The organism is Nostoc sp. T09, assembly GCF_002154695.1.
Taxonomy (GTDB): domain Bacteria; phylum Cyanobacteriota; class Cyanobacteriia; order Cyanobacteriales; family Nostocaceae; genus Aulosira.
In genome coordinates this window covers 54,108-79,752 of record NZ_MTAV01000034.1, presented here as the reverse complement: position 1 = coordinate 79,752, position 25,645 = coordinate 54,108, and the positions used below count along the sequence as shown (strand labels likewise).

The following is a 25,645-nucleotide window of genomic DNA, read 5'->3' as shown; positions in this document are numbered from 1 at the left end:
TACTTAAAACGGGGCAATACCACTATGAAGCCCCACATAAAACTAATCTCTCAAAGCCGCTCTCAAGTTAGTTTAGAGCGGTTTTGCTATATATAGTCAACTCTTGGTTAAATTTTCAATTCTGCGATCGCATGGGAAGTTGGATAATTTTTTGTTAGCTACGTTATTACCCGGTTGAGCTACCTCAAGACTCTCGATCAAGCTAACTACTAAAAATACCACGATTAGCTGAAAATAAATCACAGACAAGCAGAAGAGATCATGCGAAAAATACGCTTATTCATTGCCTCTAGTCTTGACGGATATATTGCCAGAATATCAGGAGAGGTCGATTGGCTATTCACAGACCAAGACTATGGTTACACTGAGTTTTTTGACCAAATTGACACAGTACTTATAGGTAGTAAGACATATCACCAAATGCTTGGATTTGGGGAATATCCGTACAAAGGTAAGAAAGGTTTTGTTTTCTCTAATCCTCTCCAAGGTAAAACAGACAACAACGTGGAATTTGTTGGGGGTGATTTGAAGGGCTTTATCAACACGCTGCGTCAATCTAGTGGCGGTGATATCTGGTTAGTTGGGGGAGGACAGATAATTCATTATTTTCTAATTCACAGCTTGATTGATCAATTAATTCTCTCGATCCACCCCATTATTCTAGGTGATGGTATACCCCTAATTTGGAAAGATCGCAGTGTAGAAACATTACTTGAGTTGAAAGATGTAAGAACTTATGAATCTGGATTATTGCAAGTAACTTACAATTTCAAAAGTAAGCCTAGAGATGCATCTTAATTTAGTAATAGTGTAGGTGGGCAATGCCCACCCTACGGAGTGTTTGTGTTTTGCTACGATCCCGATTTTAGATTGGGGATGAGTAAATATCTCTAAAATCAGGAAATCTAAAATTGTCAAACTACCACCAAATGCGATTGCCGTTTTCGTCAACTCGTGCTTGTCGAATTACATCAGAAATCTCTTCAGCGTCTTTTACATGGTGGAGGGCTTTCTTTTCACCATCGGGTTCATCGACAACAAAGTATGTGGGGACTTTAATGTGGTCACCTGTAATGTCTGGTGAATCTACAGCTACTTGTTGAGCCTTATCTTCAACTGACTGGGATTCGTCAGCAATTCTATCTCCTGGATTGGCAGTTAAGTTTCTTTCTTTTACGTTTGGCTCGTCTTTAGAGTGCCAATCTTCGCTTACTGGTTGATTAATTTGCTCTTTTGGTTCGTTAGTCATAACTATTGCGAGAATTTAAACTCTACTTTTACTAATATCAATTTAAAAAATAAAATGCCTAAAAAATTCTTTCTCTAGAGAGAGTTTGAAATTATCAATAAATAGATAGATGTCTATGGTTATATATTGGTTCTGATTTTTAACAAAAACTTCTAGCTAGAGAAATAGTTAATATTTATTTTTTGCTCAAATATCCTCTAGGACTCATACCTGATTTTTGAAATACAGGAGGTGAATGTAGGGTGGGCACTGCCCACCAAAACCCCGATCTGGTAGACAATACAATTTAATTTTAAAGTAGTTGGAACTATTATTGTCTACTCCTATCTCAACCAAGCTTACGCCTAAACCTGTATTCAGGGATTTACAAGTAGTTTAATGATTTTAAATTGCAGCGATCGCTCTCCTGCTACCTAAAATCCGGCTTCACTTATTGAGTTGAAAAGGTGTATATTTGCCCCCCAGTGCTTCGACAATGGTGCGGGTATTCGCCTCCATCATTTTGATATAAGTATCACCTTGACTACCCTTTGCGCCAATTGAATCAGAGTAGAGTTGACTTGATGCTAGTTTCACTCCTGCTTCTTGGGCTACTGTCTTGATTAAGGCCGGATTAATCGTCGTTTCGGCAAAAATTGAGCTAACGCCGATTTTTTTAATTGACTCTACCAATCGCTGTACTGTTTGGGCGCTTGGTTGTTCTTCGGTGCTGATACCGATTAATGTACCAGCGATCGCAATCTGATAAGCACGTCCATAATATTGAAATGCATCATGGGTAGTGACAAGTTTGCGTTTATCTGCGGGGATAGTTTGGATCTGTTGATTAATCCAGCTATGCAACTGCTTTAATTCGTTGGTAAGTTGGGCTGCATTTTGCGTAAATTTCTCTTTATCTTCGGGTAGTAACTCAATTAATCCATCGCGAATTGCACCTACCATTGCGATCGCATTTTCTGCACTACCCCAAACATGGGGATCTGGTACTACTTCGCCTTTACCTTTATCTAACTCCAAAGGTTTGACAACTTCTCCCACTGCTACCTTCCGCACATTTCCACCAGCAGCATTCATCAGCTTAATCAATCCCGGTTCGAGGTTGTAGCCGTTATACAAAATCAATTTAGCTTCTTCTAAAACCCGACTGTCTGCTGGTACTGGTTCGTAAACGTGGGGATCTGTACCTGGTTTAAGAATTCCAGTTAGCTTAATTTCGTCTCCCCCAATCTCTTGCGTCAAATCAGCAATGATCGTGCTAGTTGCAACAACACGCGGTTTACCACCTCCCTGGGGATTGTTACTTCCAGTCGGCTGACTGCAACTTATTAAAGCTAAAGGCAGAAGAATTCCCAGGCACATCTGCGAAACAATATTCTTATTGATTCTGTTGACCTTCGCTTCGCCGTAGATGCCGCTAATCTCTATCCCAAGTATTAGTTTCATTTATCTAAGATATTACTTCTAACTATAGAGTTTTTCATATTTCTCTCATTTTTATAGTAAGCTCAAGTAATGAAATATAGAAATAAAATTATGAAGAGTATCTCTTTTTACAAGAAAAACGCCCAAGCACCGATACAAAACTGGGCAATACCTGAACAAGTCATTCAAACTCACCAGATGAAATCTACAGCAGGAATTAGCATCACACATCTTGGCGTGTACTACCGCACCCAAGAAGCTTTGAGAGATGTTAACTGTTTTATTGAACCAGGTAAACTCACAGGTATTTTTGGCCCCAACGGTGCTGGTAAAAGTACCTTGATGAAGGCAATGTTAGGCTTAGTCGCTCCAAGTAGTGGTAATGTTTTATACCAAGGTAAACCTTTGATGCAGCAACTAGAGAAAGTTGCTTATGTACCACAGCGCAGCCAAATAGACTGGACTTATCCGGCTACCGTTTGGGATGTAGTGATGATGGGACGGGTAAAAAAGACAGGATGGTTGCGTAGCTTTTCAGCAGTTAGCCGCCAAGTAGCAAACAGTGCTTTAGAAAGAGTGGGGATGAACCAATTTCGCGATCGCCCCATTGGAGAACTTTCTGGGGGGCAGCAGCAGCGAGTATTTTTAGCCCGTGCTTTAACCCAGCAAGCAGAAATTTTCTGCTTTGATGAACCTTTAGTAGGTATCGATCAGAAAACTCAGACAGTAATTTTTGAAGTCTTCCAAGAACTCGCAGCCGCAGGCAAAATCGTCTTAGTAGTTAACCATGACTTAGGCGAATCGATATCCCATTTTGATGATTTAATATTATTAAACCGGGAATTAGTTGCCACAGGTTCACGGCAGCAAGTACTCACCGAAGAAAACTTAAACCGTGCTTATGGTGGTAAAGTAATTTACTTTTCTGATGCAGCTTAAATTGTCATTAGTCATTGGTCATTAGTCATTAGTTATCGGACAAAGAACAAAGGACAAATGACAAAGGACAAACAACAAATGACGAAGGACAAATGATGTTACAAGCATTGATTGAGCCATTACAATATGGCTTTATGCAGCGATCGCTGGTGATTGCGATTTTAGTAGGCTTATTGTGTGCAGTAGTTGGCAGCTACTTGATGGTGCAAAGATTGGCATTACTCGGTGATGCTATTAGTCACTCAGTTTTGCCAGGACTCGCGATCGCCTTTATGGTGGGAGGGAATATATTTGTTGGCGCATTTATTGCAGGCGTTCTCAGTACAATGGCGATCGCAGTAATTAGGACGCGATCGCCAATCAAAGAAGATGCAGCAATGGGCATAGTTTTCTCTGCATTCTTTGCCCTTGGGATCACCCTAATTACAGTCATTCAAAAAGATAACAAAATCGACCTGAATCACTTTCTATTTGGCAATATTCTTGGCGTTACCATAGACGAAGTGCGAGACACCGCCATCATTGCGGCAGTTGTTTTATTAGTTGTAGTTTTACTATACAAAGAACTTTTATTTTACACCTTCGATCCTTTAGGCGCACAAGCCGCAGGTTTACCAGTTAATCGCCTGAACTTTGGATTAATGCTGCTAATTGCCTTAACAATTGTCGCCAGCATGAAAGCAGTAGGTGTGATTCTCGTACTCTCACTTTTAATTACCCCAGGCGCTACCGCCTATTTATTAGTTAAACGCTTGAACCAAGTAATGATTTTGGGTGCAGTTATCGGCGTAATTTCTAGTATTAGCGGAATGTACCTCAGCTACTTTTATAACTTACCCTCAGGCCCCGCGATCGTTTTAGTAGTATCGGGGTTATTTGTCTTGGCATTATTATTTAGTCCTCGACACGGGATATTTACGCCACAGCAGAAGAAAGAGATGGTAGAAAAGTAAATTTATTTAAAAGTAGGGTGTGTTATGCCGCAGGCTAACGCACCTTGTACGAATTACGAATTAGTTAAGACTTCTCATTATCCCGCAAACCCGCCGTCACAATAGTGTTATGCCGTAGGCTAATGCACCTTGAATTGTTGGCGGTGCGTTGCGCTGCGCGACAACACACCCTACACTGAAATTTTTTAACTCAGAGCTAGCCTTTGTCCAGGCTAAATTCTTGATGAAAACTCGTAATTATCAACCTTGCTCTTGATTTATTTACAGTAAACTGAGCTTAAGCCTCAGTAATACATTATCTTAAATTCTGGTATTCAAAATCACCAAATACCCACTATGGCAGACATTAAACTTACAATCAGCTTTATTGACCAAGACTTAGATGAAGAAGAAAAAGACGAAGAAGCCGAAAGACTTCTGACTCAAATGAAAGAACTCGATGAGGTAGAAGAAGTTAATCGAGTAGCTGAACTCAACGCACCAGTGGGAAGCAAGTCAATTACAGGCTATGTTGTCGGTCAAGTAATGGCTATTGTGAAATCGGAAAGTGTCAAGCAAGTTTGGGGTTTTCTTAGCGATCGCTTAGGTAACAAACCGATTGAAATAGAACTAGAATTAACCAAAGAAAGCGGAGAAAGCAAGAAAGTCAAGGTTAAAGCCAGCAGCCGCAAAGAATTAGAAGCAGCAGTGAATGCAATACAAGAAATTACAAAAGTGTAAATAAGTAGATGGCAAAGCTAGCATTGCTGATTGGAATTAGTGAGTATCAACCAGGGTTAAATGCTTTACCTGGGGCTGTGCAAGATGTGAAAGCAATGCAGCGAGTCTTACAGCACTCAGAAATGGGTGATTTTGCCGATGCTGATGTTACAGTGCTGGAAAATCCCCCACGCCAGAAAATGGAAGAAGCAATTGAAACTCTGTTTTCTGGTCGTCAAAAAGATGACTTAGTGCTGTTGTATTTCTCTGGACACGGGATTAAAGATGATAGTGGCAGATTATATTTGGCAACTAGCCAAACACGTAAGCATCCGAAAGGCGAACTCATTCAAACTACCGCCACTGCTGCCAGTTTGATACATGGAATGATGGAAAAAAGCCGTTCTCGGCGACAGGTAATTATTCTTGACTGTTGCTTTAGCGGTGCTTTTGCCGAAGGAATGAAGGCGAAAGATGATAATAGCGTAGATATTAAAAACCAACTGGGAGGAGAAGGACGGGCGGTGCTAACTTCTTCCACCTCTACCCAGTATTCTTTTGAACAAGAAGGGGCAGACCTATCAGTTTACACTCGCTACATTGTAGAAGGTATTGAGAAAGGCGCGGCTGACACTGATAACGATGGCATGATTTCTGTAGATGAACTGCATGAATATGCCCATAAAAAGGTGCAGGAAGCAGCCCCGGCAATGAAGCCAGAAATTTATGCTGTTAAGGAAGGCTTTAAAATTAAGTTAGCAAAAGCTCCTATAGGCGATCCAGTTTTGGAGTACCGTAAAGAAGTAGAGCGATGTATAAGGAATGGTAAGGTTTCGGTTATAGGTCGTCGCATTCTCAAGCAACGGCAGAGTGCATTAGGTTTGTCAGATGGGTTAGCAGCCCAAATTAAAAACCAAGTTTTGGAACCTTATCGCAAGTATCAGGAAAATCTCAAGGAATATGAAGAAGCCTTGGCTGAGGCGGTTGAAGATGAAGGGATTCTGAGTCAGAATACACGAGAAGAATTAAAGCGGTTACAGCAACTTTTGCAACTCAGAGATGAAGATATTGCGAACATAGAGGCGCGAGTTAGGCCTCCCCTAACCCCTCATAGCAAGCTAGGAGGAGAGCAAGAAGCGGGAAGGAATTTTGCTAATGAGATAGCAAAACATCTTACGTATGAACCGCCTAAAAACGAAGATGATCTCAGTTCAGAGAAAGGTGTAGACTATACCAGACTACGCGACTTACTAGCAGCAGGGAACTGGAAAGACGCTGATTATGAAACCTATCTAGTAATGCTTCAAGCAGTAGGGCGTTTGGAAAATGACTGGATTAGGGAAGAAGAATTATTAAACTTCCCTTGTACCGACCTCCGCACAATTGATTGCCTATGGGTAAAATATAGCAATGGACGCTTTGGCTTCAGCGTTCAAAAGGAAATTTACTTGAGCGTTGGTGGTAAGCCAGACGGCAAGTATTACGAAGAAGCCTGGAATAAATTTGGCGATCGCGTAGGATGGAGAGTGGAAAGCAGTTGGATTTATTACGCTCAAGTCACTTTTAATACCTCTGTCCCAAGGGGACACCTTCCGTTCAGTTGTCTCACGGGTGGGGATAGTCAGGACACCTTACGTATCTCTTCTCTCGCATCGAGATTTGTAAGGTGTAAGATTTAAGTACATGGTAGGGGCACGGCATCAATAATATTTCGGTTTATACAATAAATTTTACTGGTGCCGTGCCCCTACGACAGATGTGGTTCAAATATGCAAAAAATCTTGTAAACTGCGATCGCTCTATCTCTGACAAAATGTGTAGGCATCGCCTAAAAAAAGCTTGGCATATACAGCGATGGTTGCATTCACCAACAAACTTTGATCATTAACGTTACAACATTAAGCCTTACAGTTTGAACATTAAGCCTTAATGAGATGACATTAACTCCTTAGACAATGGCAAGATTCACCCAGATTGAGCGATCGCGAAAATCTAAAATTGAAATTAGCTGCGATCGCTGTTTGGGCCGAACTACGATCGGGCAGTGACGCTTCAGGCTAAATCCGGTGAGGTGTGGTTTAGCATAAGGTAATTTTTAGATAATCGCTTTGGATGTTATATCTATCGAAATCATTATTATTAGTTTGCCTGGACACACATAGTCTTTAAAAGGACGGGTGATATTCCCGCCCCATAGAAAATCAATTATTTATCCTGAAGTCATCAACCCTTGTGATGATTTCGCATAGCTTTATGAATTTTCTTCCAGCGTTCTTTCTGGGCTAATTCCTCCCGTTTGTCTTGTTTGCGGACAAGATAGTTAAGTTCTTTTTGCAATTTTTGGTAGCTGAGAAATCTTGAAAAATCAAGTTCTCCCTCAAGTAATGCTTGTTGCACTGCACAACCGGGTTCGTTGTTGTGTTGGCAATTACGAAAACGACATTCTGCGGCTAAGGTTTCAATGTCTGCAAAGGTTCCTTGCAAACTTTCATCACCTGCCCAAAGTTGAATTTCTCGCATTCCTGGGGTATCGATAATTAAGCTACCTGTTGGCAGTAATATCAATTCTCGATTTGTAGTTGTGTGTCTACCTCGGTCATCACCTCGACGCACTGGTTGCACAGCTTGCACTGATGCACCTTTGAGTTGGTTGGTGATGGTTGATTTACCCACACCAGAAGACCCTAACAAGGCAACTGTTTGTCCTGGTTGGAGGTATGATGTCAAGGCATCCAGCCCTTGATTATTGGTAGCACTCAATACTAAAATTGGTACTCCCAGGGCAACGGCTTCAACTTCTGAGACACTCTCTTCTAAAGAGTTGCACAGGTCGGCTTTATTTAAAACGATGACTGGATTTGCACCACTTTCCCAAGCCAGAATCAGATAGCGTTCAATTCTTCTGGGATTAAAATCGCCATCAAGTCCACAAACCAAGAACACGGTGTCAATGTTAGCTGCAACAATTTGTTCTTCGGTTTTACTACCAACGGTTTTTCGGGAAAATTTGCTTTTTCTCGGCAAAATTCCGTGAATGGTAGCGCGTCCTTCTGACTCTCGCGCCTGAACGATCACCCAGTCTCCAACAGCGGGAAAGTCTTGCGATTGAGTAGCTTGATGTCGCAGTTTACCTGTAACTTCTGCTGTTAGTTCGCCCTGTTCGCTATAAACGATGTAAGTATTTCTGTATTCAATAGCAATCCTACCAACGCTAAAACCTTGTTGGCGATAGGGTGCAAAACTGTGAGTAAAAAAGTCACTCCAGCCTAAAAAATCCAAATTCATTGATGTTTCCTCGATGTGTGTTGCTTGTTATGAACAAGGCGCACAGAGGCGGACACTTTTGTAGATGAGTTTCTCTAGTGTCTGTAAATTCGAGTATCATTCCTGTAAATGGAGGACTGAACGAAAATCTCTGCGCCTTGTGTTGGTTTTTTTGAAGGGAACCCGGACGGCTAGCAATTCAGTCATGATTCTTCCTCTCTGATGTACTACAAGAATAATCTACATCACTACATTATCTCATTTCGGCAAAACTGGCATCAAATACTGTGATGGCTTAGTTAGTAAAGGTAATGCCCGTAAGGGCGTAGTTGGGAATTGATTTGCGGGCATAATAAGCTTGCAAAGTTTGGAGCTTATAGGCATGGATTTAGAAGCGCAGTTCAATCAAGAGATGCTCGGTATTTATCATAATGCGGGACGTCAGATCGGTTACTGGGCAAAACGCTATTTGCAAAAGGTGAGGCAATCTGGCGGTTTGCAAGCTGCAAAAGATTGGTTGAAACCAAAAAGTCAATCGACCAGCGGATTACAGCGACTAGCCGAGAATAATCGATTAGATTTGTCAGTTGAGGCGTTGGTGCTTCGTGAACCTTGGTCAACCCTCTTTACTCGTGAAGAGTTACAAGTTGCGCAACAACGGATAAATCTTGTATCGAGTTATCGGTTATCGGAAGAAGTGTCGGGCGAAACACATTTATTGGAAGGAGCAACCTGTCAAGTAATGATAAATTCCTATGAGCGCAATCTTGAAGCACGCAGACGCTGCGTTGAACATCATGGTCTAAGTTGCTGCATTTGCAATTTCAACTTTGGAGAAAAGTATGGAGCAGTTGCCGAAGGATATATTCACGTTCATCATCTCAAAGCACTCTCAGAAATTCGGCAGGAATATGAGGTTGATCCCATTGCGGATCTTCGCCCCGTTTGTGCAAATTGTCATGCTGTAATTCATTTAAGTGGTAAAACGCGAACTATTGAGGAGGTCAAATCGATTTTACAGAACAAACTTGGCAATCAAAATTGATTTAAGCAACCCCTGTTGAGAGCAAACGATTATGGTTGTTAGCATAGTCTCAATAACTAACTCGATAGATGTATGAAAATCAAAGCAATCATCCATCCAGCAGAAGAAGGCGGCTATTGGGCAGAGGTTCCTGCGCTTCCCGGCTGTATTACTGAAGGAGAAACAATAGAGGAGGTGACGGCTAATTTAAAGGACGCTATTGAAGGTTGGCTTGATGTTGCTAACAGTCGTCATGCAATTAAGTCTACAGATCGGGTTGTCGAAATTGCTGTATGAAATCTATTTCTGGCAAGCGACTGTGCAAGATTGTCGAACAAAAAGGTTGGGTTTTGCGAAGAATTACTGGGAGTCATTATATTTATGAAAACCCCGAAGTAGAACAAATTCTGTCAATTCCTGTTCATCGAAATCAAGATTTAAAAGTCGGAACCTTGAGAGCTTTAATGAATATAGCCCAACTAACAGAGGAAGATTTACTCTAATTTTGATATCCAGTTTCCTCAAAGAACCCCTTTCAGGGCTTCATACAATAACTTATATCGCTCAAACCCTGCTTCGTACAAAGGATTTACTTGCGGCTGTACCACCTTGCTATCCTGTGGCAGGATTTTGAATGCAGCTTCTAAACTGGGGTAAGCACCAACCCCCACCATTGCTAGAATAGCTGCACCGTAAGCGGCTCCTTCTTCGGCTTTGGGTGCAATCAATTCTGTTTGCAAAATATCTGCCAAAATTCCTAACCAAATTTTAGATCGTGCGCCTCCGCCTGTTGCTAAAAGTTGATGCACGGGAGCAATTCCACTAATTACCTCCAACGCTTCCCGCAAGCTAAATGCAACGCCTTCCAGTACAGCACGAGATATATCTGCTTGCGTGTGAGCTAATGACAGATTAACGAAAGCACCGCGAGTATCTGGATCGAGGTGGGGACTGCGTTCGCCTGCAAGGTGAGGTAAAAATAGAACACCACGCGCACCGGGAAGCGATCGCTCTGCCATATCCATCAATTCGGTGTAGGATATCTGCGGTGCAAATGTATCTCGATACCAACGCAGAGATCCACCTGCTGCTAGCGTCACTCCCAACAGATGATAGCCTCCATCGACATGGCAAAATAAATGCACTCGTCCTTGGGGATCGGGAATTGGGCGATCGCATGGTGCAAAGATAACTCCCGATGTACCAATACTCAAACTACCCCGGTTAAGGTTGCTTGATGAGATACCCAAACCAATGGCTGCGGCTGCATTATCGCCTCCGCCTGCAATCACAGGTAATCCGGCTGGTAGCCCCACGCGGGTGGCAATTTCTGATTTTAACCGTCCGGCGATTGCGGTAGACTCAACTACTGGGGGAAAGAAAGCGGGATTAATATTGAGAGCATCAAGAATATCCGTATCCCATTGGCGAGTTGCCAAGTTCAAACACCCAATACCAGACGCATCAGACGGTTCTGTAACTGATTCACCAGTTAGCACATATCCCAAATAATCTTTTGGTAAAAGAATCTGCCACAACTGAGCATAAGCATCCGGTTCTTCAGTTCGCAACCATACAAGCTTCGGCAGTTGAAATCCAGTAATAGCAGGATTTCCCGTGCGCTGAATCAATTCTTGGCGGGGAATGGCGGCTTCAATTGCAGCAACAGCTTTACCTGTGCGTTGGTCATTCCACAGAATTGCTGGTCTAATGGCTTTCCCCTCGGTATCTAGAGGAACCATACCATGCATTTGCCCAGATAAACCAAGGGCGATGGCTTGGTGTCCATCTAGCTGTTGCGCAACATCAGATAGAGCATCTAAACTTGCTTCCACCCAATCCGCTGAATTCTGTTCCGTCCAACCGGGGTGTGGAGTTAACAGGGGATAGCTTCTCGTAGTCTGAGCGATAATTTGCCCTTGCAGGTCAACTGCGATCGCTCTTACTCCTCCTGTACCCAAATCTAAGCCAACTACGACATCAGTCATGTCATTTGCTTTGCATGGAATATATCTTTAAATTACCAAGGGCACAACATTGTTGTGCCCCTACTGAGGTGTAATCATGAGAATCTGGTTTGATGTTGGAAAAAATGACTTACTCAATGTAGGGTGAGCATTATCCGCCAAAACCCGGATATGGTGGGCAATGCCCAACGCCACTTGCTTCAAGCCGGGGAACCCTTTCGGCAGTTCCTTCTGCGGGAAACCCGCAAGATCGGACTGCCTTACCAACGCAGTGGCTCCCCTACGTAGATTTTAAATCATTTCTCGCTACTCAGAACTCTTCATCTAAAACTGCCAGTTTACTTGCAAACCAATAATATCCACTTCGCTGGAAAATTTTCCTGTGAGTGTACCTGCTGTGGTGCTTGATTGGTTAATCGAGCTATCGTCAGAAAACACATGGCTATAACCAATGTCTACATTGAAGGATTTGGAAGGTTTGTAAGTAGCACCAAATCCAATCAAAGTGCGATCGCCGCCAGGCAGTCGCGGAGTATTATATTGATCGCTAATCGGGCTAGGATCGTAAGTAACACCAGTTCGCAGGGTTAATTTGTCATTGAGTGCGTAGTTTACTCCCACACCCACGCGGTAAGTATCGTTCCAATTCTCTGGTTGTACGCTATCTGCTTGAGCAGGATTGGCAAACTGAACGCGCAATTCTCGGAAGCGGCTCCAGTGTGTCCAGGTAACATCGCCAACCACTGATACACTGGGGCTAAGTTCTTGGTAAACAGCAAGTGATAATGTATCAGGTAGGTTCAACACAGCCTTAGCACCTGTATCTGTGAACTGTCCCCTAGCTGTGAGGATTCTCAGATTTTCTGGGACGGTAAAATCTGCATTCCCCCGAATGTCTTGAGTAATGGGAGAACGGTAACTTAAACCAATGCGCGTGCTTTTGCTTGGTTCATACATTACCCCCAAGTTATAGCCGACACTCCAGTCGGAACCAGTGACTTTCACAAAGCCGTCTGCCTGTTGAGGTAAGGTAGGTAAACCAACACTCCGCCCAACTAAACCAAAGTCGATCGCATTCGAGAGTGTAGCTTCAGCATACTGGATATTCAGACCTGCGCCTACAGAAAAGTTATCACTTACCTTAGCGGCAATAGTGGGATTAATATTATAGGTGCTGAGTTTAGATTCAACTGCCTGGTAACGCCCAACCCAGTTATTGTCATATTTAGTAATTAGTCCAAAAGGAACGTTAATTCCCAGGCCTAGCTTGACGCGATCGGAGACACTCCAAGCAGCATAAATGTTTGGGATCACAACATCGACACCAGCTTCCCCACCATTACCACCCGTTAATGGCGCACCTGTTACCACGCGAGAACCTTGGTTTTGAAACTCGACTGTTGGGAAAATCACAAAGGTAGCTCCAACTACAGAATTGTCTTCTAAGCGAGTTAACCCAGCAGGATTATAAAAAATCGTACTAGCATCCTCAGCGCTAGCTGCACTACCAGCAAAGCCATTTCCTAGAGCCTTGACACTCTGTTCATTGAGGGCAAATCCACCCGCTAATGCAGAGTTGGCTGTAAGTACCACAAAGATTGGCACTAGCAACAAGTTCACCTGTAATTGTTTCATATTGATGTTTTTAGAATTTAAACAGTTTTAAATTGGCGATCGCTTTTGCGCTTTCAAAGCAAAGCGATCGCTGATTAGATTGATTATTTAGCAATATGATAAATTTGCAGTTGTTTTTTTACAACTTGTTGCGTGTAACTACTGCTGTGTTAGCTTGGCTCAATCTTGTGTAGGATATCAAGAAAATGGTCGTCGCGATTTGCTACGAGAAATTTTAGAGGATGGCGATCGCGAGACAGTTTTTTGATCGAGTCGCCGAACCAGTGGATGCGGTGCAGGAACAGCATGATGAAACCAACTCGGCGGTGTCGTAGCAAAGTATTGAACTAAGGTATTGAGTAAGCTGCTGTAAGCCGAATGCATCTCTACAAACCCCAGCCACGCTGATTCCGCATCCTCTAGCACAAAACCCATCTGCGCTAAGCTAACCCGTGACTGCTCAAATTGTTCGCGATCGACTTCTAGTATGTCTGCGGGGGGAAGTTGAAATAAGCGATGCAGATCGAGCAAAATCCGACAGCCCATTCGGTGCATCAAATAGGCTCGACCACAATGCTCGTTTTCAACGGTGGTGAGTAGCAGTGTGCAAGCATCGAGCATAGCACCGAGAGTACCAATCCAAGAATCATCTGCCGACGACGTTTGATTGCCTGAGTTAGGGCTGAGTTGTTAAACAGTTTTTATTTGTAGCGGCGATCGCAGTTCTGTTTCATCTGCCCTATGGTTGTTTAGTCCATCTGTACAACACAATTTCTCCCTTGGGCTTTTGCCTGGTAGAGTCCTTGATCGGCAGCAGCAATTAAGCTAGCCGCAGATGATTGACTATGAGGAATGATAGTTGCTACTCCCAGACTAAGGGTAATGAATTTACTGGCTAGAGAATTGGGATGAGGCAGTTGTAATGCACTAATATTAGTCTGGATTTCTTTGGCAACTGCAATGGCTCCTTTGGCATCAGTATTCGGCAAAATAACTGCAAACTCTTCACCACCATAGCGAGCAACTAAGTCAGCAGGGCGTTTCACTGTCTGAGAAATTGTCTTAGCCACCTGTCTGAGTGCATCATCTCCTGCTAGATGTCCATGAGTATCGTTGTAAAGTTTAAAGCAATCGACATCACACAAAATCAAAGAGAGGCAGGCTTGCTCTCGTGCTAACCGTTGCCACTCTACCTTGAGTGTGTCATCAAAGCAGCGCCGATTTGCAACTTGAGTCAGACCATCCGAAGCCGCAAGACGCTGTAGCTCCTGGTTTGCTTGTTGTAATTGGTGGTAAAGTTCCGATTGTTGAATAGCGATCGCAGCTTGACTTGCTAGCTGGTTAAACAAGTTAATCTCTGATTGTTGCCATTGTCGAGTGTTACTGCATTGGTGAGCGATCAATAGTCCCCACAAACGTTCTTGCTGCAAGATGGGCACGATCAGATTTGCCCGGATTTGCAATCTCCGTAATAGTTCAACATGACAAGGCGATAGTCCTTCAGTTTCAATGTCTGCGATTCCTCTAGTATTGCCTTGGCGGTAATAAGCTGCATGGCTAGATTTAAAGCACGTGTCCATCACCTGAAATCCCAGAATAGACATACACCCTTCCGCTAAGGATTCGACAGCAACTACTCCACTCCAGTCTGGTTGAAACTGATAGATGACCACTCGGTCTACCTGAAACAGTTGCCGCACTTCGTCCGCTGTGGTTTGCAAAATTTCGTCTAACTCCAAAGATTGCCGGATATGTTGCGTCACAGTAGCGACGATTCGCTCGGACTCGCTTTGGTGTTGAACCTGCTGCTCAAGCTCTTGGCAATTTGCCAATGCTACAGTTACTGTGCTTGTATCAAAGTTAGGAATAGCAGTGGCAGGTACTGCACTGGGTTTGGCAATCAAATAGCCTTGAGCAAAAGTTGCATTGCGTTCTCGCAGCCAGTTCAGTTCCTCTATGCATTCAATTCCTTCCGCGACGGTTTGGATATTTAACTTTTGAGCAATTTCTAAAAGTTTCTCGGTAATCGAGGCTTTGTACAGGTCTTGATGCACATCTCGAATTAACTCCATGTCCAACTTAATAAAGTCTGGACGTAACTGATGTAGTAAGTTCAGCCCAGAATAACCAGAACCAAGGTCATCAAGGGCGACTAAAAACCCCGCATCCCGGTAATATTGGAGTACAGCTTTGAGGTGGGCTAAATCTTGAGGATTGTCTGACTCCACAACTTCAAAGACAACTCGCTCATGGGAAATGCCTGCTTGATCGATGGCTTCTACTGTACTCCGCAGGCAAGAAACGGGGTCATAAAGCGCCGTTGGTGAAAAATTGATGAAGATGTGCCCTTTGACTTGATGGTGTTTGAATTGAGTGATCGTACTCAGGCGCGCAACGCGGTCGAGTTGTGGCAGAAGTCCGGCTTCGGTGGCTAATTCTAAAATAGGTCCTGGAGGCAATAAATTGCCTTGTTCATCCAGTCCCCGCAACAGTGATTCATATCCATAAATTTGGGATGTATCTTTAATTGAGACTATGGGTTGGAAGTAACTAGTAAATCGTTCCGTTGCCAGCATATCAACCAGCCAGTCGGACTGGTTGTATTTAATGAAGCGTTGCAATGAAGCGATATCACTAAAATCTTGGAGTTGAGGTTGGATAGCGCCGCGAATAAAAAGGACTTGTGTTTCTTTTAGTTCTCTTGGTGCAAGTATTTGGGCTAGGTTACGGGCAATTTCTTGGGCTTGTCCGGGTCCACAATCCAAACTCAAACCTGGTCGCTCGTGCATTAATTCATACGCAAGAGCGAACTGTTGTAGATAGGAAGTTACTTTCTTTAGAGTATGGGGAACAGGAAACCAAAGAAAGAGTCTGCCTGCTTCCCCAGTCCGGCAGCGTGCAACTTTGCGACAAGCACAAGTCTTGGAGATAGGAGATTTTTGACTCATAAATAACTACCTTACTCAACCCAATTTACTTTAGTATTCCCACTACAATTCTTGTAAAAAATGAACTGCACTTCAAGTAGATGAAGATTTAGTGAGTTCGGAAAACTAGGTATTTAGCTGAATAGGTAAGTCACGAACGTATCTCCAATCTTACTGCTATTTTGGGGTTAAGAAATACCCAACTTCCGTATAAGTAAAATATTTTTAACTTATCGAGTACTGCTTGGAGGAAGTCGTGGGATTTGCAATAGAGCGAGCCTGTTGCAGATGTTGTTGCAGGATTGGCAGCGTTTGTGCTGCAAATGCTTTGAGGTCTGGATTTTGCCCTTGCTGAGCTTGGCGTTGATATAAGGACACATCCTTGACACGATCTTGAACCATGTGATTCATGTATTGGCGATCAAAGCTAGTACCAGAAAGCTTGGATAACTGTTGCCTGACTTTCTCACGCTCGTTGCCGATACCAGTTGGCAGCGTCATACCTTTTTGAGTCGCTAACTGTTGAAGTTGATTGTTTGCTTGGCTATGATCTTGAACCATACGCTGTCCAAACTGTTTTACTGCATTGCTAGCTCCACGTTGTGATGCCAGTTGTCCTAGTTGGACTTCTGCTAAACCACCTTGAGCAGCTTCAGTAACAAACTGTTGATCGGCAGAACTGAGGGTAGGTTGCTCGGACGGATTTGGCGAAGGACTTTCAGCCGTTTGCACAGGCTCAACTTTAGCAGATGGAACTTGAGATGTATTTTGGCCTTGTTGAGCAGTTGATGAATAACCAGTCGCTAGAGATAAGGCGATCGCTAACAAACTGGCAGACAGTATTGTATGGTTGAGCATAATCAATGTTCTCCTTTGATAAAGCTGTAGCTTGTAGCCCAGAATTGCAGCGATTCAGCATAAAAAATTTAGCGATCGCACTCAACTGGATGTCTTACGTAAAGGAAGTTGATAGCGTGCTCGAAATCTGCTTCTACCCTTCCCTCACATCATCAAGGCTTTGGGAATAAATACATCTCCCCATCGGTAGAGCCAAAAAGCTCTAACTTTGTGCTCAAAGCAATTCTTCCTTTGACTACTTGAAATGGAACTACGCGATCGCTTATCTTGAAAGACGTTGAGACTATTTATTAGGAGTATTACTGAAATTCAAAAGGCTGAAATCTATAGATACTATTCTTGGGATTGATGTACTTAAAAACCGTTTTTGTCATTCTAGAAACCAAATATAGATGTATTGCTCTAAAGTCGAAAAAATGGCTGGACAATCACAACAAAAAACATTGATACGTCAAAACACTATCCTTGCTGCCAAAAACTTCTTAGCAAAAATGGACAACGACGCAACACCAGAAGAATTGGACATGATCGCCAATAGTGTTGGCGAGATTGCACTTTTTTGGCATCTGATTGGAAATCCTGAGGAGATTTCTTCGCTGGAGTTACAAGGGTAGTATTAAACAGCAATTAACTTGACTGCTCTAAATAATTACACTATGACCACCAAAATTTGTTGGGCAAGTTTTTATTGCAAGAGTGATCGCATAGTTCTAAATGTGGTAATTGCCAACGGTTAGAATCCTGTAATAATTTGCCACTGTTTGTTGTTTTAGTCTATTGGACAATCAATGTAATATTTATTACTAATGGTTTTGATTAATTTGCTTATTGAAGGCTGTATGTATCGATACAGGCTACAATATTATCTCTATTAATAAAGAATATTCCTTTAGTTAGAACCAAAATATTAAGTAAAGGTCATAAGATCGTTCTCATTCAACTCTATTTTGTAGGAGATGATACTTATTGCAGATTCTCAATAAATAATGTTTGAATATTTATATAACAATTAGAAATTAGTATTTTGGAAATCTCCAAAATTATGAATTTGCTTGTCAAGTAATAGCAAAAATCCAGTGTTTTTAAAGATTATATTCCTTAAAAATTTATAAAACTACAAGCAGACTCAAGCATTGCTGCTAGATGATTCATACTGGCATTTTTGAAATATACGTAGGGTAGCCACCCTCATGCGCGGTGAATGCAGCCACACATGTGCCTCTGTCGCCTTGTGGACTGCCCAACCCGGAGGGATTTCCCAACAGATACTTATATTTTTTCAAGAATAAAATCGGATGCCTATAGTAGGGATGAGTGGGGTTCAGTACCTCATATTTTTAAGATACTTATAAGTTATAATGATTTCTTTTAGTATAAATATCTCAAGCAAAAGATATTTTTTTACTCCAATGTAACTAGCCAAAAAATATAAAATAATACCTTAATTTCTAACAATTGAGAAATTGATTAGTTAATTTACTTTTTTGGAATAAAAGTATAAAAATAGAAAAATAGCTGACATGGGTGCAACATATGAAATTAAATTTCGTAAACAGCAATAATATACTAGAGCTAGATAATTCTTACGATAACGTTCATTTGGCAGTCCGCTTAAGAGGCGACTTAAAAATAGATATTCTGCAACAGGCTTTAAATACGATCGCATCTCATCATCAAACACTGCGATCGCGTTTCAGTTCCGAAGATGGACAGTCAGTAGAACTGATAGCGATCGACTTGCAGAAGTATCCAGAAACTGAATCTGAGGCACAAGTACAACAACTGTTGCAACAGCAAAGCCAACGTTTCTTTGACTTAGCATCAGATTTGATGTTGCGAGCTTGTTTGTTGCAGCTAGCTCCACAAGAGCAAATCTTGCTGTTGGTTGCGCATCACAAGGCCTCCTTGTCAATGGATATTCTTTGGGAAGAGTTAGCAGATCTATATCAAGCTTTTCTAGAAGGCAAGCTTAACCCATTGTCTCAATTGTCTATTCAGTATGCTGACTATACTGTTTGGCAAGACCAATTACTACCCAATAAGCAACTAGAAGATCAATTAAATTATTGGAAACAGCAGCTTGCAGGTGCTGCGCCAGTACTGGAATTACCGAGCGATCGCCCTCGTCCACCAGTCCAAACCTACCAAGGTGCGAGGGAGTTGATGGTGCTACCCCAAGAATTAACTAAATCGCTGCAAAATCTCTGCGATCGGGAAAAAGTTACCTTATTCATGGTTTTACTGGCAGCATACCAAACTTTACTATACCGATATAGCGGTCATGAAGATATCTTAGTTGGTTCGTCCACCGGACGCCATCACATGGAATCGATCAATACCTTGCTCTTCCGCACCCATCTGTCAGGTAATCTCAGCTTTTTAGAATTGCTAGATCGAGTTCGTTCAGTAGTATTGGATGCCCATGCTCACCAAAATTTACCATTCGAGAAACTCTTAGAAGAACTGAAACTAGAATCTTCTCCAAGTTATCATCCCCTATTCCAGGTGATGTTTAACTTTCAGGAGCAGCATCAACAAATATCACAACTGCCAGGTGTAACAGCAACTCCCCTAGACTTAGAACTCGGGTTCACAAAATTAGATTTGAGTTTGACAGTAAAGCAGCAGAATGAAACATTCCTTGGCATCTGGGAATATAATACTGATTTGTTTGATGCTGCCACAATTACCCGAATCGCAGGGCATTTCCAAAATTTATTAGAGGGTATTGTGGCTCATCCTAGCCAGCAAATTTCCCAATTACCTCTACTCACCATAGATGAACAACAGCAGTTGCTCAGTCAGTGGCAACATATTCAGGTAGATTCTCCCCAGGATAGCTGTATCCATAAGTTGTTTGAGGCACAAGTAGAGCTTGCACCTGACGCTGTAGCGGTGGTGTTTGACAATCAACAGTTAACCTACCGCGAGTTAAATATCAAAGCCAATCAATTAGCACATTACCTACAGAATTTAGGTGTGGGACCTGATGTCCTCGTTGGTATCTGTGTAGAACGCTCTCTAGAAATGATCGTAGGATTGTTGGGTATTCTCAAGGCAGGTGGAGCCTATGTCCCTCTTGACCCCAATTATCCAGTTGAGCGCCTCGCATTCATATTAGAGGATGCTCAAGTTTCAGTATTGCTAACACAAGAGCGATTATTAAATCATCTACCGCAAAATCAGGCGCAAGTTTTGTGCATTGATAGCGATCAAGAAATCCTCGCCACATACAGTTCAGAAAACCCGACAAGCTCAGTAACATCTGAAAACCTAGCCTACATAATTTATACTTCTGGCTCTACAGGTAAGCCCAAAGGTGTCTTAATTAATCACTCCAATGTTGTCCGTTTATTTAACGCCACCGAACATTGGTATCACTTCAACCAAGAAGATGTGTGGACGCTGTTTCACTCCTTTGCCTTTGACTTTTCTGTGTGGGAAATTTGGGGTGCTTTAATTTACGGCGGACGGTTAGTTGTCGTGCCTTATTTGGTGAGCCGTTCTCCCGAAGCCTTCTATGAATTACTCTTTCAAGAAAAAGTTACGGTTCTCAATCAAACTCCTTCAGCTTTCCAACAATTAATCCGCACAGAACAGACAATCGCTGCTCCTGGAGAATTGGCTCTGCGTTGGGTGATCTTTGGTGGAGAAGCATTAGAACTACAAAGCTTAAAGCCTTGGTTCACTCGTCATGGAGATGAGTCTCCCAAGTTAGTGAATATGTACGGGATTACAGAAACTACCGTTCATGTTACCTATCGCCCGATCGCAGCAGCCGATTTAATTCAGGGAGCAGGTAGTGTAATTGGTTGTCCAATTCCTGACTTGCAGGTGTATGTCTTGGATCAACACAGGCAATTACTACCGATTGGGGTTCCTGGGGAAATGTATGTGGGAGGTGCGGGTTTAGCTCGTGGTTATCTTAACCGTCCTGACTTGACGGCAAAAGCTTTTGTTGCCAACCCTTTTAGCGATGACTCCCAGACAAGGCTTTATAAAACTGGGGATTTAGCCAGATATCTACCGAATGGAGACTTGGAATACCTCGGTCGCATCGATCATCAGGTGAAAATTCGTGGCTTCCGAATTGAGCTAGGAGAAATAGAAGCCGTACTCAATCAACATCCCACAGTCCAACAGACAGTGGTGATTGTCCGGGAAGATGTGCCTGGAGATAAGCGCTTAGTAGCATATATCGTCCCCAAGACTTCAACAATTACGATTAAAGAACTGCGTCGTTTCCTCAAAGAAAAGCTGCCTGAGTACATGATACCTGCGGCTTTTGTGATGCTGGAAGCCTTGCCATTAACTTCTAACGGAAAAGTAGATCGGCGTGCTTTACCTATACCAGACGCATCAAGTGTAAGTAGTTCGGCTAACTTTGTTGCGCCTCGGAATCCGACAGAAGAGATATTAGCGACAGCTTGGGCGCAAGTCCTTGGTTTGGAAAGAGTAGGGATTGATGATAACTTCTTTGAGTTAGGGGGACATTCACTACTAGCAACTCAAGTAATTTCGCGGCTACGTCAAGCCCTGAATGTAGAAATATCACTGCGATCGCTGTTTGCTAATCCTACCATTGCCAACTTTGCCCAGGCGATCGCACAGTTGCAAACAGCTGATGATCTCAACCACCAATCTATTCCCCAACTCACAAACCGCGAATCAATTCCCCTATCCTTTGCGCAACAACGAGTCTGGTTTTTAGAGCAACTAGAACCAAATAGTTCGGCGTATATCATTACTGATGCCCAGCGCTTGCAAGGTCAACTAAACGTTGGGATCTTGCAACAATCTTTAGATGCAGTAGTTGCCCAGCACGAAGCCCTCAGAACTACTTTTATTCCTGGGGATGATGGTAGTCCTATCCAGGTAATTAACCCACCCCGGCCAGTCGAACTCAAGATGATTGACTTGCGATCGCATCCCCAGCCAATAGAACAAATCCTCAATCAAGAGGCACAACGACCCTTCAACTTGGCATCAGACTTAATGGTGCGCGCTACCTTGGTACAAATTGACACTCAGGAGCAGATATTGATGCTAGCCATGCATCATCTCGCCTCTGATGGTTGGTCTACAGGCATTTTTTGGCAGCAGTTAGCAGCAGTCTACGAAGCATTGTTGCAAGGTAAACCTTCTCCTCTCACGCCTCTACCGATCCAATATGCCGATTTTGCTGTTTGGCAACGTCAATATTTATCTGGGACGCTGCTGGAAACAGAACTAGACTACTGGAAAAATCAACTAGCAGGTGCGCCCACTGTCTTAGAATTACCCGCCGACCGACCTCGCTCCCCAATTCAAACTTATCGTGGGGCGAGTCAAGCATTGAGTTTATCCTCAACTCTGAGTGCATCGCTCACCACCCTGTCGCGTCAACAAGGTGTAACTTTGTTCATGACCCTATTGGCAGCTTTTGGCACTCTACTGCATCGCTACACCGGACAAGAAGACATTCTCATCGGTTCGCCAATTGCCGGTCGCAACCGTGCGGAAATTGAACAGCTAATTGGATTTTTTATCAATACAGTTGTCTTGCGGACTAAATTTGCTGAAGACCCTAGTTTTGCTGACCTACTAGCTCAAGTCCGAGAAGTGGCATTAGGAGCTTATGCGCACCAAGATATGCCCTTTGAGAAACTAGTAGAAGAACTGCATGTAGAACGGGATACCAGCCGCAACCCTCTATTCCAAGTTTGGTTTAATATGCTCAACTTGGGGGATATGCATCTAGAACTTCCGGGGCTGGCTGTTGAACCTCTTTCCTTAGTGGAAGCTCCTTCCAAGTTTGACTTAACTCTGTATGTCCTCGAACAACAACAGGGAATTCAATTGCAATTAGTTTACAATGCTGACCTGTTTAATGCCGAAAGGATGCAGGAAATGTTGCAGCAATTCCAGCATTTACTGAGTCAGATAGTTGCAGTTCCCCAGCAGCCAATCAGTTCCTATTCTTTGGTGACACCAGCATCGCAATCTTTGCTGCCACAACCAAGTGCAATCTTGCCACAGCCAGATTACGAATTAGTCACAGCACTATTTACTTCTTGGGTAGATAGAAATCCACAACAGACAGCGCTGCGTCAAGGCTCTAGCAATTGGAGTTATCAAGAATTAGGCGATCGCGCTACAACTATCGCCAGAGCAATGTTATCAACTGGAGTCAAGCCAGGCGATGTTGTCGCCGTCTTTGGAACAAAGAGCTTTGGGCTGATTGCCAGTACAATTGGCGTCCTCTTGAGTGGTGGTGTGCTTTTAACTATCGATCCGCAACTGCCCAGCTATCGCCAAGAACTCATGCTACAAACGGCGAAAGCGAAATATCTCATCTATATCGATGGTGAGTATCCAGAAGCTAACGAGCTATGGCAATCTCTCACTCTTATCTGCGTGGATTCACAGACGGGAGCAGTCATAAATCTAACGCAAGATGAAAATCAAATTATTGAACTACCACAAATCCAAGCAGATGATGCCGCTTATATCTTCTTTACCTCTGGTACCACAGGTATTCCCAAAGGTGTGTTGGGGTGTCATAAAGGACTGGCACATTTTCTCACTTGGCAACGGCAGACCTTTAACATTGGACAGCAAGACCGAGTTGCGCAATTAACCGGACTTTCCTTTGATGTTGTCCTCAGAGATATCTTCTTACCTCTAACTAGTGGTGCCACCTTGTGTTTGCCAGAACCAGGGGATAACCTAGACCCCGTAAGAATTCTGCGTTACCTGGAACAAGAGCAAATTTCTGTACTGCATACAGTGCCTTCTCTAGCCCAATCGTGGTTAGTGAATGTCCCAGCGGATGTCTCGTTGCAAAACTTACGCTGGTTGTTCTTTGCGGGAGAACCACTCAAACAGACACTTGTACAGCAATGGCGCAAAGCATTCCCAGCATCAGGGGAAATTGTCAATCTTTATGGGCCAACAGAAACAACTCTAGCCAAGTGTTCTTACCGAGTGCCTGAGGAACCAACATCAGGAGTGCAGCCCATCGGATTACCGCTACCCCAAACCCAAGCACTAGTGTTTACAACCCGTAATCAACTTTGTGGCATTGGTGAGTTGGGCGAAATTGTGATTCGGACGCCATTCCGCAGTAAGGGATACATCAACGCTACCGCAGAAAACCTGGCTCGGTTTGTCCAAAATCCCTTTGGTAATGACGAACAAGACTGGCTTTACTATACAGGCGATCGCGGCCGCTATCGTCCAGATGGCTTACTAGAAATTCTCGGTCGTCAAGATCATCAAATCAAGCTCCGCGGGATACGTATTGAACCTGGGGAAATTGAGAGCGTATTAACTCAACATTCAGATATATTCCAAGCTGTAGTCATTGCCCGTGAAGATATTCCAGGTGACAAACGCTTAGTGGCTTATATTACCGCAAAGGATGCAGCACCTAGCATTAGCGACGTGCGGCGCTTCCTCTCCAGCAAGTTACCACAGTACACGATCCCTTCAGCTTTTGTCTTACTAGACACTTTACCTCTGACCCCGAACGGTAAAGTAGACCGCCGTGCTCTCCCAGTACCAGAATTATCTAGACAAGAACCAGAAGCCACCTTTGTTGCGCCTCGCAATCAAGTAGAACGTCAGCTTGTGCAAATTTGGCAACAAGTTTTAGGTGTGGAGTCTATTGGCGTTAGAGATAATTTCTTTGAGCTAGGCGGACATTCGCTACTAGCAGTTAAACTGTTTTGGCAAATTGAACAGACATTTGGTAAACATTTGCCTTTAGCGAGTCTTTTCCAGTCAGCAACTATTGAAGCTTTAGCTCAAATAATTAGCCCAGGCGAAGAGCAGAAACTGGAAGAATTATCTGATTCTTGGTCATCGCTGGTAGCAATTAAACCTAGTGGTTCTAAACCACCTTTATTCTTAACTCATGCAATTTGGGGTAATGTTCTCTTCTATCGAGATTTGGCGGGTTGTTTGGACCCAGAACAACCAGTTTATGGTCTCCAAGCACAGGGGCTTAATCCGCAACAAGCACCTGTAACTTCCTTAACCGAAATGGCCGCTAATTACATTCAAGAAATTCGCAAGATTCAACCTCATGGACCCTATTATCTCGGTGGCTATTCTTTAGGCGGTATCATAACTTTTGAAATTGCCCAACAACTACAAGCACAGGGTGAAAAGATTGCTCTGCTGGCTATATTTGATATGTCAGCTCCCGGTTATGCTAAACCAACTGCAAACTCAGGTAATTCTCTGTTTCTCCATGTACGTAACCTTTTGAGTCTGAATCTTAAAGAACAAATAAATTATGTATGGGCAAGAGTAGCTTGGCATCTAGAGACAGGAAAAGCGAGCAGTTTAAATAGGTTTTACCTGCGTTATATTAAACGCTCACTTGCAGAACTGCGACTTTTGGATGTAGCTTTGGCTAACGATCAAGCTCGTAAGAACTATGTACCATCAATCTATCCTGGTCAATTGACTCTCTTGCGAACTAGGGATCAAAATTTAGGGTTAGATACTGACCCAGAGTGGGGCTGGGGTAAGCTAGTTGCTGGTGGTGTGGAACTTCATTACGTTCCTGGTGTTCACACCACTGTCATGCATGAACCCCATATACAAGTAGTTGCGGAAAAATTGCGGAATTGCTTGGACAAAGTAGATGCAGAATCAACGCCCAAGATTGAGGAGGAAATGGCACGATCTGTAGCAGTAAGATAAGTCTGGTAATGAGATTGCTTTTCTGCGATCGCAGT

At 43.1% G+C, this 25,645-nt stretch carries 19 protein-coding genes; 11 read left to right on the top strand and 8 right to left on the bottom strand.

Features of this window, described 5'->3' with window-relative positions; genetic code table 11:
• Positions 1-261 precede the first annotated feature (261 nt).
• Positions 262-798 carry a dihydrofolate reductase family protein gene (locus BV372_RS09655; RefSeq protein ID WP_086686221.1) on the top strand — a complete coding sequence of 179 codons (537 nt, stop codon included), beginning with the start codon at positions 262-264 and terminating at the stop codon, positions 796-798.
• Between the two features lie 121 nt (positions 799-919).
• Here BV372_RS09655 and BV372_RS09650 read toward each other — a convergent pair whose 3' ends face one another.
• Both BV372_RS09650 and BV372_RS09645 read right to left on the bottom strand, forming a co-directional pair.
• On the bottom strand, positions 920-1,249 hold the full coding sequence (locus tag BV372_RS09650; protein ID WP_086686219.1) for a hypothetical protein: 330 nt from the start codon (positions 1,247-1,249) through the stop codon (positions 920-922).
• 426 nt (positions 1,250-1,675) lie between these two features.
• The gene (locus tag BV372_RS09645) at positions 1,676-2,692 is read right to left on the bottom strand and encodes a metal ABC transporter substrate-binding protein (RefSeq protein ID WP_086686216.1); all 1,017 of its coding nucleotides are present in this window, start codon (positions 2,690-2,692) and stop codon (positions 1,676-1,678) included.
• A 177-nt stretch (positions 2,693-2,869) separates the two neighbouring features.
• Between BV372_RS09645 and BV372_RS09640 the strand changes: the two genes are divergently transcribed.
• The 4 genes from BV372_RS09640 to BV372_RS38340 all read left to right on the top strand — a co-directional run bounded on the left by BV372_RS09640 (position 2,870) and on the right by BV372_RS38340 (position 6,941).
• Positions 2,870-3,610 (top strand): metal ABC transporter ATP-binding protein, encoded by a 741-nt coding sequence (locus BV372_RS09640; protein ID WP_373270754.1) that lies wholly within the window; start codon positions 2,870-2,872, stop codon positions 3,608-3,610.
• A gap of 95 nt (positions 3,611-3,705) precedes the next feature.
• Positions 3,706-4,563, top strand: a complete 858-nt coding sequence (locus tag BV372_RS09635) for a metal ABC transporter permease (protein ID WP_086686212.1) — start codon at positions 3,706-3,708, stop codon at positions 4,561-4,563.
• 336 nt (positions 4,564-4,899) lie between these two features.
• Positions 4,900-5,283: a hypothetical protein gene (locus BV372_RS09630; protein ID WP_256973140.1), complete on the top strand. Its 384-nt coding sequence runs from the start codon at positions 4,900-4,902 to the stop codon at positions 5,281-5,283.
• A gap of 8 nt (positions 5,284-5,291) precedes the next feature.
• Positions 5,292-6,941 (top strand): GUN4 domain-containing protein, encoded by a 1,650-nt coding sequence (locus BV372_RS38340; RefSeq protein ID WP_373270753.1) that lies wholly within the window; start codon positions 5,292-5,294, stop codon positions 6,939-6,941.
• A gap of 544 nt (positions 6,942-7,485) precedes the next feature.
• Here the strand turns inward: BV372_RS38340 and rsgA are convergent.
• The gene (rsgA, locus tag BV372_RS09620) at positions 7,486-8,547 is read right to left on the bottom strand and encodes a ribosome small subunit-dependent GTPase A (protein WP_086686208.1); all 1,062 of its coding nucleotides are present in this window, start codon (positions 8,545-8,547) and stop codon (positions 7,486-7,488) included.
• Between the two features lie 361 nt (positions 8,548-8,908).
• On the opposite strand from rsgA, the gene BV372_RS09615 reads away from it, so the two are divergent.
• The 3 genes from BV372_RS09615 (at position 8,909) to BV372_RS09605 (ending at position 10,053) form a co-directional block, all read left to right on the top strand.
• Entirely contained in the window at positions 8,909-9,571 is a 663-nt protein-coding gene (locus BV372_RS09615) for a hypothetical protein (RefSeq protein ID WP_086686206.1), read from the top strand.
• A gap of 72 nt (positions 9,572-9,643) precedes the next feature.
• Positions 9,644-9,847 (top strand): type II toxin-antitoxin system HicB family antitoxin, encoded by a 204-nt coding sequence (locus tag BV372_RS09610; protein ID WP_086686204.1) that lies wholly within the window; start codon positions 9,644-9,646, stop codon positions 9,845-9,847.
• Complete coding sequence (locus tag BV372_RS09605) at positions 9,844-10,053, top strand: type II toxin-antitoxin system HicA family toxin (protein WP_086686202.1); 210 nt, start codon at positions 9,844-9,846, stop codon at positions 10,051-10,053. The genes BV372_RS09610 and BV372_RS09605 overlap by 4 nt, the downstream gene beginning before the upstream one ends.
• A gap of 18 nt (positions 10,054-10,071) precedes the next feature.
• Here the strand turns inward: BV372_RS09605 and xylB are convergent, their stop codons facing one another.
• The 5 genes from xylB to BV372_RS09580 form a co-directional block, all read right to left on the bottom strand.
• Positions 10,072-11,538: a xylulokinase gene (xylB, locus tag BV372_RS09600; RefSeq protein ID WP_086686200.1), complete on the bottom strand. Its 1,467-nt coding sequence runs from the start codon at positions 11,536-11,538 to the stop codon at positions 10,072-10,074.
• Between the two features lie 303 nt (positions 11,539-11,841).
• On the bottom strand, positions 11,842-13,152 hold the full coding sequence (locus tag BV372_RS09595; RefSeq protein WP_086686198.1) for an OmpP1/FadL family transporter: 1,311 nt from the start codon (positions 13,150-13,152) through the stop codon (positions 11,842-11,844).
• Between the two features lie 177 nt (positions 13,153-13,329).
• Positions 13,330-13,752 carry a hypothetical protein gene (locus BV372_RS09590; RefSeq protein ID WP_086686196.1) on the bottom strand — a complete coding sequence of 141 codons (423 nt, stop codon included), beginning with the start codon at positions 13,750-13,752 and terminating at the stop codon, positions 13,330-13,332.
• Between the two features lie 128 nt (positions 13,753-13,880).
• The gene (locus BV372_RS09585) at positions 13,881-16,079 is read right to left on the bottom strand and encodes an EAL domain-containing protein (protein WP_086686194.1); all 2,199 of its coding nucleotides are present in this window, start codon (positions 16,077-16,079) and stop codon (positions 13,881-13,883) included.
• Positions 16,080-16,283: 204 nt separating this feature from the next.
• Positions 16,284-16,916: a DUF4142 domain-containing protein gene (locus tag BV372_RS09580; RefSeq protein ID WP_086686192.1), complete on the bottom strand. Its 633-nt coding sequence runs from the start codon at positions 16,914-16,916 to the stop codon at positions 16,284-16,286.
• A gap of 5 nt (positions 16,917-16,921) precedes the next feature.
• On the opposite strand from BV372_RS09580, the gene BV372_RS36125 reads away from it, so the two are divergent.
• From BV372_RS36125 to BV372_RS09570, 3 genes are all read left to right on the top strand, one after another.
• Positions 16,922-17,086 carry a hypothetical protein gene (locus BV372_RS36125; protein WP_179198031.1) on the top strand — a complete coding sequence of 55 codons (165 nt, stop codon included), beginning with the start codon at positions 16,922-16,924 and terminating at the stop codon, positions 17,084-17,086.
• A 246-nt stretch (positions 17,087-17,332) separates the two neighbouring features.
• Positions 17,333-17,530: a hypothetical protein gene (locus tag BV372_RS09575; RefSeq protein WP_143845046.1), complete on the top strand. Its 198-nt coding sequence runs from the start codon at positions 17,333-17,335 to the stop codon at positions 17,528-17,530.
• Between the two features lie 919 nt (positions 17,531-18,449).
• A complete protein-coding gene (locus tag BV372_RS09570; RefSeq protein WP_086686188.1) occupies positions 18,450-25,610 on the top strand; it encodes a non-ribosomal peptide synthetase in 7,161 nt (2,386 codons plus the stop codon).
• Positions 25,611-25,645: the final 35 nt, after the last annotated feature.

Excerpts from the sequence above, each read along its gene's own strand:
- BV372_RS09655 (WP_086686221.1), top strand. The coding sequence starts at position 262 with ATGCGAAAAATACGCTTATTCATTGCCTCTAGTCTTGACGGATATATT.
- BV372_RS09650 (WP_086686219.1), bottom strand. The coding sequence starts at position 1,249 with ATGACTAACGAACCAAAAGAGCAAATTAATCAACCAGTAAGCGAAGAT.
- BV372_RS09645 (WP_086686216.1), bottom strand. The coding sequence starts at position 2,692 with ATGAAACTAATACTTGGGATAGAGATTAGCGGCATCTACGGCGAAGCG.
- BV372_RS09640 (WP_373270754.1), top strand. The coding sequence starts at position 2,870 with ATGAAATCTACAGCAGGAATTAGCATCACACATCTTGGCGTGTACTAC.
- BV372_RS09635 (WP_086686212.1), top strand. The coding sequence starts at position 3,706 with ATGTTACAAGCATTGATTGAGCCATTACAATATGGCTTTATGCAGCGA.
- BV372_RS09630 (WP_256973140.1), top strand. The coding sequence starts at position 4,900 with ATGGCAGACATTAAACTTACAATCAGCTTTATTGACCAAGACTTAGAT.
- BV372_RS38340 (WP_373270753.1), top strand. The coding sequence starts at position 5,292 with ATGGCAAAGCTAGCATTGCTGATTGGAATTAGTGAGTATCAACCAGGG.
- rsgA (WP_086686208.1), bottom strand. The coding sequence starts at position 8,547 with ATGAATTTGGATTTTTTAGGCTGGAGTGACTTTTTTACTCACAGTTTT.
- BV372_RS09615 (WP_086686206.1), top strand. The coding sequence starts at position 8,909 with ATGGATTTAGAAGCGCAGTTCAATCAAGAGATGCTCGGTATTTATCAT.
- BV372_RS09610 (WP_086686204.1), top strand. The coding sequence starts at position 9,644 with ATGAAAATCAAAGCAATCATCCATCCAGCAGAAGAAGGCGGCTATTGG.
- BV372_RS09605 (WP_086686202.1), top strand. The coding sequence starts at position 9,844 with ATGAAATCTATTTCTGGCAAGCGACTGTGCAAGATTGTCGAACAAAAA.
- xylB (WP_086686200.1), bottom strand. The coding sequence starts at position 11,538 with ATGACTGATGTCGTAGTTGGCTTAGATTTGGGTACAGGAGGAGTAAGA.
- BV372_RS09595 (WP_086686198.1), bottom strand. The coding sequence starts at position 13,152 with ATGAAACAATTACAGGTGAACTTGTTGCTAGTGCCAATCTTTGTGGTA.
- BV372_RS09590 (WP_086686196.1), bottom strand. The coding sequence starts at position 13,752 with ATGCTCGATGCTTGCACACTGCTACTCACCACCGTTGAAAACGAGCAT.
- BV372_RS09585 (WP_086686194.1), bottom strand. The coding sequence starts at position 16,079 with ATGAGTCAAAAATCTCCTATCTCCAAGACTTGTGCTTGTCGCAAAGTT.
- BV372_RS09580 (WP_086686192.1), bottom strand. The coding sequence starts at position 16,916 with ATGCTCAACCATACAATACTGTCTGCCAGTTTGTTAGCGATCGCCTTA.
- BV372_RS36125 (WP_179198031.1), top strand. The coding sequence starts at position 16,922 with ATGTTCTCCTTTGATAAAGCTGTAGCTTGTAGCCCAGAATTGCAGCGA.
- BV372_RS09575 (WP_143845046.1), top strand. The coding sequence starts at position 17,333 with ATGGCTGGACAATCACAACAAAAAACATTGATACGTCAAAACACTATC.
- BV372_RS09570 (WP_086686188.1), top strand. The coding sequence starts at position 18,450 with ATGAAATTAAATTTCGTAAACAGCAATAATATACTAGAGCTAGATAAT.